Genomic DNA, 18,767 nt, shown 5'->3' on the forward strand with positions numbered 1-18,767 from the left:
TAAGAACCTATACAACTTAAAATAGGGGGGAGAATGTTATATGCTGACTGAATACGAAATTGACAGTTTTTTTGATGAAATGATGATTGAAAGAGACCAGCCTAAGCCTCATTACGAACACTTCTTTCAAATGCTCCACCGTTTTTCTGTTGAAGTCCTCCATGAAAAAAACGAAACTGCTCAACTCAGCTTTTTAAGAAAAGGTATCACCTTTACTGTTTATAGTGATTCGGTAGGGACCGAACGGACAATGCCGTTTGACTTTGTGCCGATCATCATTCCTTCACAAAATTGGCAGCGCATCGAAAGAGGAATGAAACAACGCGTCAAAGCTCTCAACCTTTTTCTTGAAGATATTTATCATGACCAGGAAATCATCAATGATGGCATCATTCCCCGCGAACTGGTGGAGCAAAACCCATATTACTATCATGAACAAGCCTCAGGGTTGAACATCCCTTATCAAAATCATATTTTTTTAGCAGGAATCGATTTAATCCGTGATGAACACGGTGAATACCGGGTGCTGGAAGATAATTTGCGAAATCCTTCAGGTATGTCGTACGTCTTCCAGAATAGATATGTCATGCGGCAGGTCTACCCTGAATTATTTTTTGAGCATGCGATTGAAACCCTCGAGCACCAGTTGTCTGAACTTCATCAAGCACTTGTTACTCATGTACCTGTCAATTCATTATCACCCAAACAGCCATGTGCAGTACTCTTAACACCGGGCAGCTACAACTCTGCTTACTATGATCATGTGTTCCTTGCGCAACAAATGGGGATTGAACTGGTCGAAGGTCGTGATTTGCTGGTTCGGAATGATATCGTTTATATGAAAACGATTCGTGGATTGAAGCGGGTTGATATCATTTACCGGCGGATCGATGATGATTTTTTAGACCCGGATGCCTTTGATCCGAAATCAGTTTTAGGCGTACGTGGACTACTCCGTGCTTATCAAAAAGGAAATGTCGCGATTGTGAATGGCATCGGAAATGGTGTGGCGGATGATAAAGCAATGTATGCTTATGTTCCTGACATGATTCGCTATTACTTAGATGAAGAACCGATCATACCGAACGTAGAGACATATTTTTTAAGAGATGATGAACAGCGGGCTTATGTCCTTGATCATCTGAATGAATTAGTAGTGAAAAATGTCGGTGCCTCCGGGGGCTACGATATGTTGATTGGACCTCATGCAGAGGAAGAAGAAATTGCCGTGTTCCGGGAAAAGATTTTAGAGAAACCAGGTCAATATATTGCCCAGCCTACAATCAAATTATCGCGTGCACCTGCTTTCCAGGCTGGCCGTTTTTATCCATGCCATGTCGATCTCAGGGTGTTTGTGATGAGCGGAGCAGATAGTCACGTACTTCCTGGCGGGTTATCGCGGGTGGCTCTGAAAGAGGGATCGCTGGTTGTCAATTCCTCGCAAGGTGGCGGAGGAAAAGACACGTGGGTGCTGCAGGAGAGGGGGGATGGCCATGCTTAGTCGAGTGGCTGATTCTTTATATTGGATGGCACGAAACCTTGAACGAGCGGAAAACAATGCCCGGGCACTGCATGTACAGCTGATCAATATGCTGGAGGCGAATGATGCAGAGGTACTTGATCGTGATTGGGAAGAAGTGTTGGAAATCACTGCGTCTTTAGCAGACTACCAATCTCAATATACGGAATTGAAATCTGAAGAAATCATCCAATACGTGGCATTCGATGCTGGTAATCTCAATTCTCTGGTCAATTGTATGACGTATGCGAGGGAGAATGCTCGCGCAACCAGAGATATCATTCCGGAAGGGGTCTGGGAAGGACTGAATCGTTTTTATCTGGACCTGCCAGCAGTTCGCCGCAATGAATTCACCATCCATGAAATCCAAAATTTCCTCCATACGATCACCATGGCATCGATGACCTCCCAGGGAGTGATAGAATCAACGATGACACGTGGTGTTTCCTATTCATTCATTAAAATAGGCAAGTGGCTGGAAAGAGCCGAGAAGACAGCAAGAATTTTAAATGTCATTTGTGAGAAAGCAAGAAAGGAAAAGCAAGGATCGATCAACCATCATTATTACTGGCTGGCGGCTTTAAGGCTGGTGAATGGTTATGATGCCTATATTAAAGAATATCCACCTAAAATGAATGCCATGCATGTACTGCATTTCATCATTGAAGAAGAAAGGTTCCCACGTTCCATCCGGTATTGTGTCGATCATGTGATGGAAACTATTCATAAACTTGAAAAAGGAGAGGTTCATCATTACTCAGAGCGGTTGTTTCAACTGTTAGAAACGATTCAACAGGAAGTGACTTCCTTCGACTTAGAAGGGATGTCGATGGAGGAACTGATGGGATTCCTGGATCATTTCCAAAACCGTTGCATTCAAGTCAGCCAGGTTTTCTCTGAAACCTACTACTTGATTGAACCTGTCGAAATAAAATGAGGAAGGCGGGTACTATAAGGATAGCTCCATCATACGTTAGTACGAAACGAATTTTTCCGTGCCTGGGGGACTGTCATCATGAAATATGAAATTGAACATACGAATATTTTTTACTACGAAAACTTTGTCGATCAAAGCATGAACCATATCCGCTTGAAGCCGAGGACTGATGAATGCCAGCGGTTATTATCCTACCGCACAGAAATTACACCTTCTTCTATGACGAAGGAGCACATCGATTTATGGGGCAATCATGTCGAGACTTTTTATATCCCTGAAAAGCATGAGCATTTGAAGGTAGTAACAAACTCTGTGGTGAGCATTCAAAAAAGTCCGTTTCTGCGGATGATACATTTCACGGACGAAATGCGTCAGATTTTCCATTCTCAACTTTTTCATAAACATTATTTAGCTTATTTGAATGAAACACCTTACACCTTTTTATATAAGGAGCAAATTGAAGAAATTACGGCGGCTGTCGGCGACCCGACGGATCCGGTAAAGTTCTCATTGGATTTGATGGCCTATCTTCACCAATCGATCGTGTATGATGGTACAGCGACCCATGTGAATACAAAAGCATATGAAAGCTGGCCTAATAAAAAAGGCGTATGCCAGGACTATGCGCATATCATGCTGGCGGTTCTCCGATCTAAGGGGATACCTGCCCGTTATGTCAGCGGCTACTTGTATGTAGGGGAGAATTCAGCACTCGTCGGCGATGCTGCCACCCACGCCTGGGTAGAGGTCATGGTGCCTGGCATCGGCTGGGTAGGACTCGATCCGACGAACAACGTAGAAGCGTTGGAACAGCATATCCGTGTTGGAACCGGAAGGGACTATGCTGATGTCAGTCCGCTGCAAGGTGTTTACCGTGGAGGTCAACAGACACTTGATGTTAAAGTAAGTGTCACATTACTAGAACAATAATGAAAGACACTCACTTACGCGGAAAGGAAAAGGTGAAGGAGCTAGTGTTATAGCTGCCTGCTCCAGATTGAGTTCAAGGAAGAAGAGTCCTTTCTGCCCGCCAAAAAACTTGTAAAGGACTGCTCTACAACCAAAAGGCAGGTCAGCTAAACTGACCTGCCTTTTGTGTGGACTGTTACTATAGTTAATTTGTCACTTTTCTATCGTTAGGCGTTACAAGCAGTTGCAGCAGTCCGCCTGCCAATGCTCCAACCAAAGCTGGTACGACCCAGCCCAGACCCTGAGAGAAGAATGGTAGTTGCTGCATCAATGGTTCCACATTGGATAAGTCCATTCCAAATGCTGCGAGTCCGTCATATAAACTAGTGACAGCAGTCAGTAAAATAGCACCACGATAAACGAATGGTGAGCCATTGAATAACTGGTTAGCAAATGCTAAGGCAATTAATACGATGGCAATCGGATAAATAAAGACAAGAACCGGGACAGAATAGGCGATGATTTGGTTCAGCCCTAGATTAGCTACAGCAAAGCTTCCGATAGTCACCAGCGTGATGACAGCATTGTATGAAAGCTTCGGGAATGTTTTGCTAAAGAATTGGCCACAGGCTACCGTCAATCCTACAGACGTAGTGAAACAGGCAAGGGCAACAATTATACCAAGCAGGAGCGTTCCGGTCTGACCGTACATTAATTGTGCGGCACCAGACAGGATTTCTCCACCATTTGTATAATTGCCTGCTGTCGCCATCTTTGTTCCGATCCATCCAATCGATGCATAAACAGTAGTAAGCCCGATAGCTGTCACGGCCCCTACTTTAAGGGTGAAAGCCGTCAATTGTCTGCGATCTGTTACACCACGATCTTTAAGGGCGGTAATCACAAGGATGCCGAATGCTAATGCGGCAATGGCGTCCATCGTCAAATACCCTTCCAAAAAACCTGTGAAAAACGGAGACGTCTGATATTTTTCTGCAGGTTGTTGGACAGTTCCATCCAATAAAAAGAAGCTGCCGACCACTAATGCTACAATGGCAGCCAATAATAACGGTGTGAGCCATTGACCGACACGATTCACTAATTTAGAAGGGTTCAGACTCACCAGGAATACAAGGGCGAAAAAGAAGAGCGTAAAGATTAATAATACTCCCGTGTTTCCTCCAGGAACTAGCGGCTGCACTCCCATTTCGTAAGCAACATTGGCTGCTCTTGGAATACCGAAAAAAGGACCGATGGCCAGATAGACTACTGAGGTGAAAACAAGTCCGAATGCTGGATGGACTCTGCTGCCTAATTCAATCGTTCCATTTTTAACCAGCGAAATTGCGGTAACCGTAAGCACGGGGATACCGACGCCTGTCAATACAAAACCGAAGATAGCGGGCCAATAAGATGTGCCCGATTCTATCCCTAAAGTAGGCGGGTAAATAAGGTTCCCAGCCCCGAAAAATAATGCAAATAACATAAACCCTATAAAGAGAGTATCTTTTGATTTCATTTAAACTTCCTCCTTCTGCACTCAGGGATCGAAGGCGTAAAAAAACCGTCCCTGAGCGAGGGACGACTCTATACGTAATGTAACCCTTGTCGTTTATTTTCATGTATGTCATAGAAAGGCAGATGATGCTATTTTCAAATGGTTGGAGCATCTCTGATTTTTTAGAATATTTACAAGACGAGCTAATATTATCAAGCGGGTTAATCGATGTCAATATATTTTTTAACGGCGGTCATTGTCAATTTTAACCTTAGGATTAACGTTCCTGTCATTTGGGTAAAGGTAAGAATCTTAAACGTAATAGTTTACATGAAAAATCCAGAGCTATAGAATGTTGCTAAGTTTATATATTAGGAGTCATCAAGAAGGATGCCGTCCAAACAGGATGGCGAAGGGGATATGTCATGATTGATTCTATTTTATTGCAATTTATGCTTATCGGACTTTTAGGTATCGGTTCCCAGTGGGCTGCCTGGCGTTTTCGGCTTCCTGCAATCGTACTGATGTCGATTGCGGGTTTGTTAGCAGGACCTATTTTCGGTTTGATTAATCCAGAACAGGATTTCGGTGCAGTCTATCGTCCAATCATTGCGATGGCTGTAGCCATCATTCTTTTTGAAGGAAGTCTGAATCTGGACTTTAAAGAAGTAAAGGGCCTTGGTCGTCCGGTCGTTCGGATTGTGACGTTAGGAGCTTTTATCAGCTGGATTCTTGGTGCGTTTGCCGCCCATTATGTGGCTGGACTATCCTGGGCAGTGGCTTTTGTCATTGCAGGGTTGTTCATCGTGACAGGTCCGACCGTCATCCTTCCTTTATTAAGGCAGGCTAAATTAAAAGCGCGTCCTGCTAAGATTTTGAAATGGGAAGGTATTATCGTTGATCCGATCGGTGCTTTGCTGGCTGTTTTTGCGTTTGAGTTCATCCGATTCATTCTTAGTGATGAGATCGGCATAATCGGTCTGCTCTCCTTTTTCCTTGCCTCCTTGTTTGCTATATTACTAGGCTGGGCATGCGGGAGAGGTGTCGGGTGGATGTTTGAAACGGGGTATGTGCCGGAATATTTGAAATCCCCTGTTGTTTTCACTGTAGTCATTGCTTGTTTCACGATTGCAGATGAAATCACCCATGAAACTGGCTTGCTGGCTGTAACGGCAATGGGGATGACGCTTGCAAACCTGCACATCCCATCTATTTCTGATATGAGGCATTTCAAAGAAAACATATCGTTGCTATTGATTTCAACGATCTTTATTATGCTGACAGCTTCATTGACTCCTGAGACGTTGTTTCAAATATTAAATATCCAGATCATCGGGTTTGTATTACTGATGCTTTTTGTCGTCAGACCACTGTCGATTTGGGTTTCAACGATTGGAACAGATCTTACAAAATCAGAAAAACTGCTCGTCGGGTGGATTGCCCCCCGTGGGATTGTCGCTTTGACTGTCTCCAGTTACTTTGCAAGTGTGCTGTTGGATGAAGGATATGAAGATGCCAATCTGCTTATTTCTATTACGTTCGCGTTGGTCTTTTCTACGGTCGTCGCCCACGGCTTTTCTATACAATGGCTGGCTAAAAAATTGAATTTATCAATGGAAGGTCCACCTGGAGTATTGATAAATGGCAGCAGTACGTTTACAGTCACGCTCGCAAAAACATTGGAAGAATTGAAAGTTCCGGTGATGATCATCGACTCATCCTGGGAGCGGCTGATGACGGCAAGGCGTGCCGGTGTCCCGATCTACCATGGAGAGATACTTTCGGAACAGACGGAATACACAATGGATATGACACCATTCGAGTATTTGATTGCTGCATCTGAATTGGATTCGTATAATGCCCTCATTTGCACGACGTTTGTGCCGACTTTCGGAAGGAATAATTTATATCAATTGAGTCTGCGTAACCAGAGTGGAGATAATTTGGAAGGACTGGTCCATTCAATTGGCGGACGTATCTTGTTCGAAGAAGGAGCTTCCTGGGAGAAATTGAATCAGTTAGCCGGAGAAGGTTATAAATTCAGGAAGACGAATATCACCTCTAAGTACACCTTTAAGGATTATATGAACAATAAAAATGAAGGAGCCATTTTGTTATTGATTAAAAAGCCATCCGGAAAGGTTGATTTCTTTACAGAAGATTTTGATACAAAGGCAGAACAGGGTGACGTCGTCGTCAGTCTCATGCCGCCGGATAAAGAACGAGACAAAATACAAACACGACTGGAAGAACAGCGGAATGAAAACGAGCGGGCATAAACAAAGTGCCGGCCGCCATACTTCTTTGGCGGCCGGCACTTTTGTCATTTATTTTCTGCCAGCTGTGTATTCAGTTCTTTCAACTGATTTTCGATTTGCTGCAACTGCTTTTCTGCATTAGAAACATTTCCACCAGTAGCTTCAATCTTATCTAAATCTCCCTGAATACGGACATAGTCAGATTTTAATTCAGCAATTTGATCCTGGATTTCTTTATTTGTCACTGATATCACCTCTAATTCTATTGTAGAGGGATTGTCAAGTATGGTATAGTTATTGAAATTTTATACGACGTATCTGTTAAACGTCGTTATTATTTTTACAAAAAGCCTTATTCAACAATAAGACCGTAAAGTCGAAGCCTTGATTTCGAAATATTTGAGGGAGTTTAGGTCGTTGGGGAAGGATTCGCTTTCCTGCGGGGGACCTGGCGAGCTTCCTCGGGCTATCGCCCTGTGGGATCTCGCCTAGATCCTTCTCCCGCGGGAGTCTCACCCTTCCCCCACGCCCTTTGCCATACAAGATACTCGAAATCGTGCTTGGGAAGTCCATCCCTTTTGTGAAGAAAATCCTATTACAATGCTAATTTGAATGTGCTTTCTGTTCCAAAGCACACTATTCTTGATAGGCGTTTTCGAGATTCTAACCCTTGTATGGTGGCTGTGAAAACGGTGAGACTCCTGTGGGATGAACATGATCGGTGAGATCCCGCAAGGCGAAGCCTGAGGAAGCTCACTACATGCCCACGGAAAGCGATCCGTTTTCCCAGCCACCATAATTGCAATCTAAAGTCTCGAAACTGAGTCTTCAAGTAAAGGGAGCTTTAACTGTAAAATAGATACTGAGATTTAACAGAGTCAAAAGGGGGGAGAGACGATGGAGGTAAAGACATATCAAGATCCACAGGTATATTACGAAAAGGTCGAACCTTTGTTAATGAAAGAAGAAGCGTTAAATAACTTGCCTTTAGGAATCGCGGATCGGTTGAGAAGACAACCAGCAGAAGCAGATTTAATAACAGTGGAGACCGGCGAGGAGGCCGTTTACACCCTTATACATACAATGAGGAATCAATGGGTGCTGCCAGCTTGCGCTGCGGATGATTCCGTTTTTCAAAAAGCCGCTGAGTTTCTTTACCATAACAATTACCCTGTCGGTGGAGTGGTTGGTGAAAAGGAAGGAGCAACAAAATTCATCCATGCTTATACAAAAATAAGCAAAGGGAAATCCCGGGTACATATGAACCAATATGTATATCGTCTGGATGCATTACAGCCTTTCACTTTAGGGAAGGGGGAATTGAAAGTGGCAGGCATAGCAGACAAAAGTTTGATTACCAACTGGCTGTACAATTTTGGAGTTGAAACCGGGGAACGGTCTATTAAAGATGATGCAGAGGAGTTGGCGGATCGTATGGTAACTGCAGGTACCATGCACTTATGGGTAGTCGATAAAGAGCCGGTTTCGATGGTGAATCAATCCAGAAATACCAGAAACGGAGCGACTGTCAACGCTGTTTACACACCTGACAGACATTAAGAAAAGGGATATGCCACCAGTGCTGTCTGGTCACTTACTAAAAAATTATTAGGTCAGGGCTATCAATTTTGCAGTCTTTATACGGATGCTGATAACCCGGCTTCTAATTCCATTTATAAAAAGATAGGCTATTTTCCTATAGGAGAATCCGTGGTATATCGATTTAATACCGAATCATAACACCCAATTAATTACCAAAAGATAGAAATGAATTACTTTTTAAGGTAGAAAATTAGTGAATTTTCTGATAATATATTGAAATAAGGATGATTACCCAGTATTTCAGACAATATATAACTATGTGCTTACTATATAACCTATATCCTTTATTTTGTGCTTTGAAAGCGTATTATAAAGAATAGGAAAGTTTGAGTAAGCGAAATCTATTAGGTATGATAGAGAGTACATGAGCTTTTTTCTGATAATTCCTGCACTATTTTAGGAGGAATACTTACATTGAAACTACTTAGGATGCTAGACAATTTCATATTAAAATTAGAAGAATTCATTTTAAGCTATGCTGTAATTGTTATTGCAGTAATGGTCGTTGGTAAGGCTCTTCTAAGAGCACTATTCACTTACTCCCCGCCTTTTGCTGACGAAGTAAGTCAGTTTTCCGTCATTATCGCAACCTTTATGGGGATCAGCTACGCTGCCAGAAAAGGCAGACATATCAGTATGTCAGCGTTTTATGATCTTGCACCATTCAAAGTACGTAAGATACTTATGATTCTCATCCCCGCGGTAACAGCATTTTTCTTGTTTGTACTTGCTTATTATTCATACTTATATGTTATTGATTTAAAGGATTCAGGACGAGTGACTTCAGCTATGCAGGTTCCATCTTACTATATGTATATTGCGCTTCCTGTCGGGTTTACGCTGGGGGGCATTCAATTTTTACGAAATATGCTTATCAATATTACAAACCGGGATGAAGTGTACTTAGGAACAGACGCGAAAGATTACAATGACAAAGAACTGAATGAACGGGATGTAGAAGAGGAACTCCACCTATAATTTACACTAATATTAGAGCACACAAATTTGATCAAGAAAGGAAAACAATATGGTAGCTACTTTATTAACAATCATGGTTGTACTATTGTTATTGAATTTCCCAATGATGATCCCGCTTATGGCGGCACCACTGGTTGTACTTTTCTTATATTTTCCGAATTTAGACGTAATGATTTTAATGAAGCAGTTTGCTACGGGGATCGAGCCTTATGTACTGCTGGCTGTTCCGTTGTTTATCTTTGCTGCAGATATTATGACCACTGGTAAAACATCGAATAGATTGCTCGATTTCATCAGTTCTTTCATCGGTCATCTGCGTGGTGGTTATGCGATTACCACAGCAGCCGCCTGTACTTTATTCGGAGCCATTTCCGGGTCAACCCAGGCGACGGTCGTAGCAATCGGTACACCAATGCGAGAACGGCTATTGAAGGTCGGCTATAAAGACCCTACAGCGATTGCCTTGATCATCAACTCCAGTGATATTGCATTGCTCGTTCCACCAAGTATCGGAATGATCATGTATGGTCTTGTTTCCGGGACATCTGTCGGAGATTTGTTTATTGCCGGTATCGTGCCAGGTGTTATCGTTTTCCTTTTATTTGCAATTTATAGTATCATTTATGCTAAAGTCGCCGACATTCCCTTGACAGCAAAATCAAGCTGGGCAGAAAGATTCAGGACTTTACGAAGAGCATTGCTCCCGTTAGGGTTCCCGATCATCATTATCGGTGGGATCTATGCAGGTATCTTTAGTCCTACGGAAGCAGCTGGTGTTTCTGTTCTTTACGCTTTCATTCTTGAAGTATTGATTTATCGTTCTATTCATATTAAAGAATTACCTAAAATCGCACGTTCTACCGGGCTGGTAACTTCTGCGGTATTCGTATTGGTAGCTGGTGGACAAGCATTCACCTGGGTCATCTCGTTTGCAAGAATACCTCAGATGATCACAGAGGCGGTGCTTGGACCTGAGCCAAGTGCGATATTCGTTTTACTTATGGTTACATTATTCTTCTTCATCGGATGTATGTTTGTCGACCCAATCGTTGTCATCTTAGTTTTGACGCCGATTTTCTATCCAGCTGCGATGAGTGCAGGTGTAGATCCTGTTCATTTAGGTGTAGTAATTACATTCCAGGCAGCATTGGGGTCTGCAACACCACCATTCGGTGTCGACATATTTACTGCCAGTGCGGTATTCAATAAACCGTATCTGGAAGTTATCAAAGGAACCCCGCCATATATTATCATGTTGGTATTTGTTTCGTTCTTGTTGATTTTCTTTGAGGAGCTCTCACTTATTTTATTGTAAAAAGTGGGGGATAATATAAAAAAATTGTAGGGGGTAATTACCATTTTTAACAAAAAGGGTTTATTTAGTTTCATACTAGTGTTGTCCATTGGTATGGTTTTAGCTGCTTGTGGCGGTAACGGCGGAGATGGCGGCGATTCAGGCTCCGGCGGTGAAACACAAAATTGGAAATTTGTCACGGAAGAAGTAAAAGGACAAGTACAATATGAGTACGCTGAAGAATTTGCCAAGCGCATGAAAGAAAAGTCCGACGGTCAAGTCAATATCGAAGTTTATGAGTACGGCGGACTAGGTACAGAAAGTGACCAGGTAGAACAGCTGCAAAGTGGTGCTGTACAGATGGCAGTCATGTCTCCTGGCTTTACAGGTAACATGGTAAAAGAAGGACAAATCTTCGCCCTTCATTTCTTATTCCCGGACAGTGTTGAAAAAACACAGGAAATTTTGAATACGAGTGAAGCGTTGAACACGGATTTAGTTGATAAGTATAAAGAACATTCCATCACTCCATTATCTTTCTGGACTGAAGGTGCTATGCAGTGGACTTCCAGTAAGAAAATTGAAACACCAGAGGATTTCCAAAACTTCAAAATGCGTACCCAGACATCTCCTTTGATTCTAGAATCCTACAAGGCGTATGGTGCGCAACCAACACCAATGTCCTGGTCTGAATTATATACAGCTCTTGACCGTGGTACAGTGGAAGGACAAGAAAACCCGATTTTCTTCATCGGAGATGCTTCTTTCCATGAAGTCCAGGATTATATGACAATCTCTAACCACAACAACTATGTAGCGATGACTACTGTCAACACAGATTGGTTCGATGGGTTGTCTGAAGACATGCAGAAGATGGTTACAGAAACTACGGAAGAAATGCAAGAGTGGGTTTTTGAAGAGCAAAAGAAACAAAACGAAGAATACCTGGAAGTCATCAAAAATGATGAGGAAAACCCAACTGAAATTGTAGAGTTGTCTGAAGAACAGCGCCAAGCATTCAAAGAAAAAGCAAAGCCTGTCCGTGACTTCTATCGTAATGAAGTTTCTACTGTGGATGGCCAAATTTTAGACAAGCTTCAAAAAGAAATCGAAGAAGCAGGTGCTGAGTAATTTTAGATGTACAAGGGGCTATCCCATAAGCCTCTTTAAAATGAAAAAACCACGAAGAATTCATTTTCTTCGTGGTTTTTTCTTTGTTGTCTTTGAATTTATTAAATTTTATGGTCGTGGGTGCTTTCCTGCAGTGGGTTGCATCCAGCTCCAGCGCCTACCCCCTCGAGGTCTTAAGTCGATCCTCTCTGTGACAAGGAACGTCACGGCGAGGCTTGGCTTAAGCTTGTCGGGGGCCTGCAGGACAAGGAACGCTTCTTAGAACGACATCGCACGAAGAAAAAGTGGTTTCCTTTTTCGAGGATGCAGGTCAGATCGACGTTGGCACACTAGAACTACTTCTTAGAATGTACTTCGCAGAAAAAGACAAAGTCTTTTTTGAGGACGTGCCGTTTTTAGTCGAACGTCCTTACTAGCAAGGCGCTTGCGCTTTTGTTCTCAGCTGACAGGCTCCCAGGGTTCTGTCTGTTTCCTTGCATCCAGCCACGTCAAGATAAAGACAAGAAGGAAGAGGAAACTGGATATCTTAAATAATGATGCCGTTTCAACAAATTGATAGATCACACCTAATACAACAGCACTTAATCCTATACCGAGATCAATCGAAGAATAGAACATTCCATTGGCAATACCGCTTCTGGCCGTTGTCGTTTTTGAAATAACCCATGCCTGGAATGCAGGCATCATCGAACCGTAGCCGAGACCGAATAAGGCGCCTGATATGATCAGGTGCATATTTGTTTCCGCGATTGCAAGCACCCACATTGCGATAAAAGCGATCAATGTACATACCATAATCAGATTCCATGGACCTTTCTTGTCAAAATAACGCCCGGTGACCGGCCTTGAAATAGTTGCGAACAATGCATTGAATAAGTAAAACAGATAAGTCCCGCTCAACCCGCGTTCAGTGCCAAAAATAACGATATAGGTAACGATTGAACCATAACCGAAGGTCGTGAAAAAAGTAACTAATGCCGGGTACCAGCTCCTTTTTTCAATCAAGGAACCTGCGAATGAAAATTTAGGAGGTGCTTCCTGATTCTCCTTGACATTGTCCGGCGTGTGGAAACTGGTAAAAGAAAATAATAGGATGGCGACAATGCCTAGTGCTGCTGAAATCCAAATCAAAAGGTTGAATGTGTAATGCTGATAAAGGAATATTCCAAGACTCGGGGCTATGATCATCCCGATTGTGATGGAAAGTCCGAAGTAACCCATTCCTTCCCCGACACGCTTCCTTGGTACGATATCTACCGCTGCAGTTCCATTCGTAGTCGTCGACCAGCCCCAGGCAAGTCCATGGGCAAACCGCAGTATCAGAAGAATGATGACAATTTGCGTAATCGGATAAAGCAGGGTCATGGCCAGTAGAGAAACGGAACCTGCTAATACGAGCAGTTTTCTTTCTTTGGTCATCAAGATATGGCCAATGAAGGGCCGGATCAATATTGCTGCTATAGAAAACATGGTGGTAACGAGACCAATTTCCATTTTGCTTCCGCCAATAGACTCAATATAAGGAGGGAGGTTAGGCAGGAGCATTTGGAAGCTCATGAAGGTGAATAAGTTCCCTAGTAATAGAAAAATGAATGGCCTTGTCCAAAGTTTAGGTGTTTCTTGCATGAAGGTGTTCTCCTTTTTACGTATTGATTGTATCGTAAAGCAATCACAAAAAAATTCAACCTCCTATCGCAGGATAGGAGGGTTCGTCTTCATCAATCGATGTCTGTGATCTTCTTTTCGCGGCTTTCCATCCATTCCTGATATAGGTGATGGATGATCGTTTTGACGACGGAATAAACCGGGATTGCGAACAGGATACCAAGGAACCCGGCAATGCTTCCGGCTGCGAGTATCAATGTGATGATGGTGAGCGGGTGGATGCTTAATGCTTTGCCCATCACATTCGGAGAAATTAAATTACCCTCAATTTGCTGGGCGATCAACATGATTACTGCTACCCATACTGCCATGATCGGGTCCTGAAAAAGAGCGACAAGCATCGCGGGGATAACAGCCAGGAAAGGACCAATGAATGGAATGACGTTGGTCAACATGGCAAATAAAGCGAGTGTCAAAGCATAATCAAGGCGTATGATCAGATAACCGATCAAAAGCAATACGCCGACAAAAAAACTTACGAGCAGCTGTCCCTGGATGAACGCCTGCAGGGTGTGGTCAACGGATTGTGCCAACCGCGCAAAACTGTCGCCGACACGCTTATTTAAATATTGACGGATGAATGGTACGAGTTTTTCTCCGTCTTTCAACAAGAAAAACAGGAAAAAAGGAACCAGTACTAAAGCAAATACGAAACTGACTAAATAAGAGAGAAAATTGATTAGCGCGGTAGTCACACTCTCGGAATATTTCTCTACATTGTTCATGATATTTTCCGGTTTGATCGCTTCTGAAATTTGCGCTGGAAGCAGCGATTGGTTGTTTTGCCAGTAGACGATGAACTGTTGTACACTGTCCATCATCTTAGGGAGATTGTCAATCAGACGGGAAAACTGCTGCTGGGCGATTGGTGCTATGAATTGGGTGATGATATATCCGGTCAGTATCAAAACCAGGTAAACAGCCAATATAGCAAGCAGCCGTGGCACTTTATATTTTTCTAAAAAGTACATGAGCGGTCGCGTCACATAATAAAGAATCCCGGCACCAATGAAAGGCACCGCGACTGCACCAATGGTAGACCATAATGGGTCGAAGATGAAGTCGATTTTAGCTAATAAGAAAATCAGCAGGGAAACGAGGATAGCAGCGACTAATACTCTGAACCAGGTTTTATCCAACAAACTACACACACACCTTTTTTATGTAAAATAATAACTATCATTATGTATCCATTATATCCTTCATGTAAACAATAAAGATAGTGGCAGGTCAGTTAAAAAAATTTAATAAATAGTGTTATATTAGCTGAATGTGGGTATAGGATGAATATAGCAGCTATGACAAAAAGATAGATAATCCATGAACGTTAGATAAAGCAATTGACTTTCTAACGCTTCGTGGTATGATATTCAGTACATTAGTATTTCCTTAAAGGGGAGTAGCTTTAAACAATAAAGTCGTCATTTCGGGAGTCATCCCCGGCTTTATTGACAACATTCGTTGTTAGCGAGACCTTTACCACTCTTGGTAAAGGTCTGTTTTTATGATCTTTGCCATGAGGTGGAGATCATTTTTTATTTGGAGGGGCTGGAATTAGTATGGAAACGCAATTATTGATTGAATATGGTTGGGTACTGATTGTACTCATCGGCCTTGAAGGGATACTGGCAGCGGATAACGCTCTGGTACTCGCCATTATGGTTAAGCACCTGCCGGAAGAAAAACGGAAAAAAGCATTATTCTATGGGCTGGCCGGAGCATTTGTATTACGGTTTGGTTCGTTGTTCATCATTTCTTTCCTGGTAGACGTCTGGCAGGTCCAGGCTCTTGGTGCTGCGTACTTACTTTTCATTTCCATCAAGCATTTATATGATAAATGGAAAGGTAAAGATGATGAAAAAGAAGCAGATAAAGATGCAGGACCAGAACGTGGAAAAGGTTTTTGGGCAACTGTGCTTAAGGTCGAAATTGCTGACTTAGCATTCGCAGTCGACTCGATTCTGGCGGCAGTAGCATTGGCTGTTTCACTTCCAGGTACAGCTTTACCTGATGTGGGGAGCTTAGACGGTGCTCAGTTTGCCGTAGTGCTGACTGGTGGTATGATAGGGATTATCATCATGCGGTTTGCTGCCAATGTCTTTGTAAAACTGCTGCAGACACGTCCAGGGTTAGAAATTGCAGCTTTTGTAATTGTCGGCTGGGTCGGTGTCAAGCTGGTTGTATCTGTGCTTGCCCACCCGAATATCCAGGTGTTGGATGAACACTTTGCGCACTCGACTTTGTGGAAAGTTATTTTCTACAGCGTGCTCGTATTGATTGCAGCTGCTGGCTGGTTCTTATCCAGTAAAAAAGAACTTCCGGAAGAATAAGACAAACAGCCGTGCCTGGAAGGTGCGGCTGTTTTACATATTATTATTTAAAGCTGATTGCTGCTGTTTCTATCGAGGGTCAGGGGAATTTGTTTTTATAAATATTATATCTATGGTTTAACAACTTTTATTTTAAAAGGAGATGGCGGTTTTGGGTAAAGCGACAGAAAAGTCAAACGAACAATTCAGATATCTAAAGAACCGGATTAAAATGCTTCATGAAGTAGCTTCATCTATGGATGAGGAAGTTGCCGGAGCTGCTGAACTTGACCATCTGGCAGGCATGATCAAGGATTTGGAAATGAAAATTGAACGCTTTCGTAAGGACTGGCGGGATTGAGTTTTCTCCCTGCTCCTTACATTTGAATTACCAGTGTCCTGTAATGGCTTTGATAAAATTGCGAAAGAGAGGTTTATTCTTTTGCAAATCAGGTAATAAGAAAAGGTAAGGATGAGAAAGGGGTAAGAAATATGTCTATCGTTTTACAAAGGATTTATGATGAATCGAATCCTTTAGGAGGCAACCGAGTTCTAGTTGATGGAGTATGGCCCCGGGGTATTTCGAAAGAACAAGCGCATGTAGATGAATGGATGAAAGAAATTTCACCGAGTAAAGAACTCAGACAATGGTTCGATCATGATCCCGAGAAGTATGAAGAGTTCAAGGAATATTACAAAGAACAAATTGATAACAGTAAAGAACGTAAACAACAATTGCAACAACTGAAAAAGATGGCAGAAAATGAACGTCTGGTTTTGTTGTATGGTGCAAAGAATGAGGAGCATAATCACGCTGTCGTTTTAAAAGAATTGCTTGAGCAAGATCACTAATACAATCATGCCACCACAAGGCATGGTTGTTTTTTTGGAATTTTTGCATGTTCCTCTATACAATAGATATAAATTGGAGCGAGGTGAATGAAGATGGCAGAACATCATTTCCATTTAAAAGCGGATTGGCCTGGCGGAAGGAATACCGTCGGCTACATTGACGCCGGAAAGTTGAAAACAGAGATATCTATCCCCAAAGAGATGGATGGCCCCGATATCGGTACAAATCCTGATGAGATGCTGCTTGGGGCAGCGTCCACCTGTTATATAATTACCCTGGCAGCTATGATTGAACGTGCCGGCCTTCCATTGAAAGAGATGGGATTAACATCGGAAGGAATTGTGGATGTCACCGACGGTGTTTTCACTTATCAAAAGATCATTCACCGTCCTAAGGTTGTTTTGGAAAAAGACGCGTCAAAAGATGACTTAGTGCGACTCGATAAGCTGGTTAAAAAAGCTGAAACAAGTTGTATGATATCCAAAGCGATTCAAGGAAATGTAGAGCTGGCTTTAGAAGCAGATACTTCCATTTCCGAATAACGCAAAGTTTTAGAGGGAGTAGTTCAAAGATGAAGTGTATTATACTTCAGTTTGAACTGCTTTTTTATGTTATTCTGAGATAAAGTGATGAAATAAGGAAGAGGTGTTGGGAGTGGAGTTCAACGACTTTTCTGCAGTGCAAGTAAGGATCGCAAGGCCTACGGATAAACTAGCTGAAGTTATTGAATTTTATGAAGAAGGAATCGGCTTGAAAAGGCTCACAGAATTTTCTGGTCATAGAGGGTACAAGGGTGTGATTTTCGGGATGCCCAATTCTCAATATCATCTTGAGTTTACTAGTCATGATGAAGGAAGTCCATGCCCAGCCCCTACTAAAGACAATTTATTAGTTTTTTACATACCTGATAAAAATCAACTAGATAACGTAGTGGTGAGGTTGAAGAAATTAGGCTACGATAAGGTTGAACCTGAAAACGGATATTGGAAAGAAAAAGGCACAACCATAGCAGATCCTGATGGATGGCGGGTTGTCTTGATGAACACTGAGGGTATATGAAGTTTTTAATAATGGGCAACTTGAAATGGGGGAACTGTCTTACTGGGACAATCCCCCGTTTTTATACCAGGCAGGTTTAACTATCCCCTTTATTTGGAGCATTATCATAAGGCGCTTCCGTATCAATTTCTTTATCATCGTGAGTCGGGTGAGCCTGTGGATATTGACGTGGTAAATCCTCATGAAGATTGCGGTTTTCGTATGTGAAAGCACTATATGGCTGCTGTCCTTTTTTCCACGGGGTGCTTTTATTTTCGGCAAGATCATATTTTTTAATTGGTGAACCGTATGGTCCTTCAGTAAAGTCTTCATGAGTCAAAAAATTGCGTTGCGTCTCAACATTAGCAAAATCTGAATAACCTTTATCTTTTTGTTCTTTACGTTTCATGATTTTCACTCCTATCTCTCTTTTTTATAGTGTAACCTGAGAGAGGAGAAATATGGTGGGAATAACTGTAAGAGTACCTCTTTACAGATAAAAATTCAGATGAATTGCTAAATTACGTTATTTCCTTTATATTTAAAGGTAAGTGGATGTAAATCGAATACGTAAATTCCTTCGGGGTCGAGTGAAATTCTCAACCGGCGGTAATGAGCATCAAGCTCTCAGCCCGCGACGGGAAATACTTTCTAAGGCAACTTTGAGAAAGGGTGCATGGCATCTGGTATTTCCCCTGATTTGGTGAAAATCCAAAGCCGACAGTAACAGTCTGGATGGGAGAAGGAAAGAGGTAAATGGTCATAAATTCTGGAAG

18 protein-coding genes, 1 pseudogene and 1 riboswitch are annotated in these 18,767 nt (G+C 42.4%); of the genes and pseudogenes, 14 read left to right on the forward strand and 5 right to left on the reverse strand.

Annotated features, from left to right (window positions below):
• Positions 1-40: 40 nt before the first annotated feature.
• The 3 genes from ACGTN9_RS02155 to ACGTN9_RS02165 all read left to right on the forward strand — a co-directional run bounded on the left by ACGTN9_RS02155 (position 41) and on the right by ACGTN9_RS02165 (position 3,386).
• Entirely contained in the window at positions 41-1,501 is a 1,461-nt protein-coding gene (locus ACGTN9_RS02155; protein WP_499590072.1) for a circularly permuted type 2 ATP-grasp protein, read from the forward strand.
• On the forward strand, positions 1,494-2,456 hold the full coding sequence (locus ACGTN9_RS02160; RefSeq protein WP_499590074.1) for an alpha-E domain-containing protein: 963 nt from the start codon (positions 1,494-1,496) through the stop codon (positions 2,454-2,456). Before ACGTN9_RS02155 ends, ACGTN9_RS02160 begins: the two co-directional genes overlap by 8 nt.
• A 78-nt stretch (positions 2,457-2,534) precedes the next feature.
• Entirely contained in the window at positions 2,535-3,386 is an 852-nt protein-coding gene (locus tag ACGTN9_RS02165; protein ID WP_499590076.1) for a transglutaminase family protein, read from the forward strand.
• Between the two features lie 184 nt (positions 3,387-3,570).
• On the opposite strand, the gene brnQ is transcribed toward ACGTN9_RS02165, so the two are convergent.
• Complete coding sequence (brnQ, locus tag ACGTN9_RS02170; RefSeq protein WP_499590078.1) at positions 3,571-4,884, reverse strand: branched-chain amino acid transport system II carrier protein; 1,314 nt, start codon at positions 4,882-4,884, stop codon at positions 3,571-3,573.
• Positions 4,885-5,288: 404 nt separating this feature from the next.
• Between brnQ and ACGTN9_RS02175 the strand changes: the two genes are divergently transcribed.
• Positions 5,289-7,142, forward strand: a complete 1,854-nt coding sequence (locus ACGTN9_RS02175; protein WP_499590080.1) for a cation:proton antiporter — start codon at positions 5,289-5,291, stop codon at positions 7,140-7,142.
• A 44-nt stretch (positions 7,143-7,186) separates the two neighbouring features.
• Here the strand turns inward: ACGTN9_RS02175 and ACGTN9_RS02180 are convergent, their stop codons facing one another.
• Complete coding sequence (locus tag ACGTN9_RS02180; protein ID WP_499590082.1) at positions 7,187-7,366, reverse strand: SE1832 family protein; 180 nt, start codon at positions 7,364-7,366, stop codon at positions 7,187-7,189.
• Positions 7,367-8,018: 652 nt separating this feature from the next.
• On the opposite strand from ACGTN9_RS02180, the gene ACGTN9_RS02185 reads away from it, so the two are divergent.
• The 5 genes and pseudogenes from ACGTN9_RS02185 to ACGTN9_RS02205 all read left to right on the forward strand — a co-directional run bounded on the left by ACGTN9_RS02185 (position 8,019) and on the right by ACGTN9_RS02205 (position 12,126).
• Positions 8,019-8,681 (forward strand): GNAT family N-acetyltransferase, encoded by a 663-nt coding sequence (locus tag ACGTN9_RS02185; protein ID WP_499590084.1) that lies wholly within the window; start codon positions 8,019-8,021, stop codon positions 8,679-8,681.
• Positions 8,682-8,696: 15 nt separating this feature from the next.
• A pseudogene (locus tag ACGTN9_RS02190) lies at positions 8,697-8,861 on the forward strand (GNAT family N-acetyltransferase); the annotation flags it as partial.
• Positions 8,862-9,137: 276 nt separating this feature from the next.
• The gene (locus tag ACGTN9_RS02195; protein ID WP_499590086.1) at positions 9,138-9,701 is read left to right on the forward strand and encodes a TRAP transporter small permease; all 564 of its coding nucleotides are present in this window, start codon (positions 9,138-9,140) and stop codon (positions 9,699-9,701) included.
• 49 nt (positions 9,702-9,750) lie between these two features.
• The gene (locus tag ACGTN9_RS02200; protein WP_499590088.1) at positions 9,751-11,016 is read left to right on the forward strand and encodes a TRAP transporter large permease; all 1,266 of its coding nucleotides are present in this window, start codon (positions 9,751-9,753) and stop codon (positions 11,014-11,016) included.
• Between the two features lie 93 nt (positions 11,017-11,109).
• Positions 11,110-12,126 carry a DctP family TRAP transporter solute-binding subunit gene (locus ACGTN9_RS02205; RefSeq protein ID WP_499590512.1) on the forward strand — a complete coding sequence of 339 codons (1,017 nt, stop codon included), beginning with the start codon at positions 11,110-11,112 and terminating at the stop codon, positions 12,124-12,126.
• 438 nt (positions 12,127-12,564) lie between these two features.
• On the opposite strand, the gene ACGTN9_RS02210 is transcribed toward ACGTN9_RS02205, so the two are convergent.
• The gene (locus tag ACGTN9_RS02210; protein ID WP_499590090.1) at positions 12,565-13,752 is read right to left on the reverse strand and encodes an MFS transporter; all 1,188 of its coding nucleotides are present in this window, start codon (positions 13,750-13,752) and stop codon (positions 12,565-12,567) included.
• Between the two features lie 92 nt (positions 13,753-13,844).
• Positions 13,845-14,942, reverse strand: a complete 1,098-nt coding sequence (locus ACGTN9_RS02215) for an AI-2E family transporter (RefSeq protein WP_499590092.1) — start codon at positions 14,940-14,942, stop codon at positions 13,845-13,847.
• Positions 14,943-15,350: 408 nt separating this feature from the next.
• On the opposite strand from ACGTN9_RS02215, the gene ACGTN9_RS02220 reads away from it, so the two are divergent.
• From ACGTN9_RS02220 to ACGTN9_RS02240, 5 genes are all read left to right on the forward strand, one after another.
• The gene (locus tag ACGTN9_RS02220; RefSeq protein ID WP_499590094.1) at positions 15,351-16,121 is read left to right on the forward strand and encodes a TerC family protein; all 771 of its coding nucleotides are present in this window, start codon (positions 15,351-15,353) and stop codon (positions 16,119-16,121) included.
• A gap of 151 nt (positions 16,122-16,272) precedes the next feature.
• Positions 16,273-16,461, forward strand: coding sequence for an SE1561 family protein (locus tag ACGTN9_RS02225; protein ID WP_499590096.1), 189 nt, complete (start codon positions 16,273-16,275; stop codon positions 16,459-16,461).
• A 131-nt stretch (positions 16,462-16,592) separates the two neighbouring features.
• Positions 16,593-16,952, forward strand: coding sequence for a DUF488 domain-containing protein (locus ACGTN9_RS02230; protein WP_499590098.1), 360 nt, complete (start codon positions 16,593-16,595; stop codon positions 16,950-16,952).
• A 93-nt stretch (positions 16,953-17,045) separates the two neighbouring features.
• On the forward strand, positions 17,046-17,495 hold the full coding sequence (locus ACGTN9_RS02235; protein ID WP_499590100.1) for an OsmC family protein: 450 nt from the start codon (positions 17,046-17,048) through the stop codon (positions 17,493-17,495).
• 112 nt (positions 17,496-17,607) lie between these two features.
• Complete coding sequence (locus ACGTN9_RS02240; RefSeq protein WP_499590101.1) at positions 17,608-18,012, forward strand: VOC family protein; 405 nt, start codon at positions 17,608-17,610, stop codon at positions 18,010-18,012.
• A gap of 76 nt (positions 18,013-18,088) precedes the next feature.
• Here ACGTN9_RS02240 and ACGTN9_RS02245 read toward each other — a convergent pair whose 3' ends face one another.
• Entirely contained in the window at positions 18,089-18,400 is a 312-nt protein-coding gene (locus ACGTN9_RS02245; RefSeq protein WP_499590103.1) for a hypothetical protein, read from the reverse strand.
• 163 nt (positions 18,401-18,563) lie between these two features.
• Positions 18,564-18,742: riboswitch (FMN riboswitch) on the forward strand.
• Positions 18,743-18,767 lie beyond the last annotated feature (25 nt).

Origin of the sequence: Halobacillus sp. B23F22_5, from assembly GCF_043497085.1 — a bacterium.
In the GTDB taxonomy this organism is placed as follows: domain Bacteria; phylum Bacillota; class Bacilli; order Bacillales; family Halobacillaceae; genus Thalassobacillus.

Excerpts from the sequence above, each read along its gene's own strand:
- ACGTN9_RS02200 (WP_499590088.1), top strand. The coding sequence starts at position 9,751 with ATGGTAGCTACTTTATTAACAATCATGGTTGTACTATTGTTATTGAAT.
- brnQ (WP_499590078.1), bottom strand. The coding sequence starts at position 4,884 with ATGAAATCAAAAGATACTCTCTTTATAGGGTTTATGTTATTTGCATTA.
- ACGTN9_RS02230 (WP_499590098.1), top strand. The coding sequence starts at position 16,593 with ATGTCTATCGTTTTACAAAGGATTTATGATGAATCGAATCCTTTAGGA.
- ACGTN9_RS02245 (WP_499590103.1), bottom strand. The coding sequence starts at position 18,400 with ATGAAACGTAAAGAACAAAAAGATAAAGGTTATTCAGATTTTGCTAAT.
- ACGTN9_RS02175 (WP_499590080.1), top strand. The coding sequence starts at position 5,289 with ATGATTGATTCTATTTTATTGCAATTTATGCTTATCGGACTTTTAGGT.
- ACGTN9_RS02155 (WP_499590072.1), top strand. The coding sequence starts at position 41 with ATGCTGACTGAATACGAAATTGACAGTTTTTTTGATGAAATGATGATT.
- ACGTN9_RS02185 (WP_499590084.1), top strand. The coding sequence starts at position 8,019 with ATGGAGGTAAAGACATATCAAGATCCACAGGTATATTACGAAAAGGTC.
- ACGTN9_RS02160 (WP_499590074.1), top strand. The coding sequence starts at position 1,494 with ATGCTTAGTCGAGTGGCTGATTCTTTATATTGGATGGCACGAAACCTT.
- ACGTN9_RS02165 (WP_499590076.1), top strand. The coding sequence starts at position 2,535 with ATGAAATATGAAATTGAACATACGAATATTTTTTACTACGAAAACTTT.
- ACGTN9_RS02220 (WP_499590094.1), top strand. The coding sequence starts at position 15,351 with ATGGAAACGCAATTATTGATTGAATATGGTTGGGTACTGATTGTACTC.
- ACGTN9_RS02210 (WP_499590090.1), bottom strand. The coding sequence starts at position 13,752 with ATGCAAGAAACACCTAAACTTTGGACAAGGCCATTCATTTTTCTATTA.
- ACGTN9_RS02205 (WP_499590512.1), top strand. The coding sequence starts at position 11,110 with ATGGTTTTAGCTGCTTGTGGCGGTAACGGCGGAGATGGCGGCGATTCA.
- ACGTN9_RS02235 (WP_499590100.1), top strand. The coding sequence starts at position 17,046 with ATGGCAGAACATCATTTCCATTTAAAAGCGGATTGGCCTGGCGGAAGG.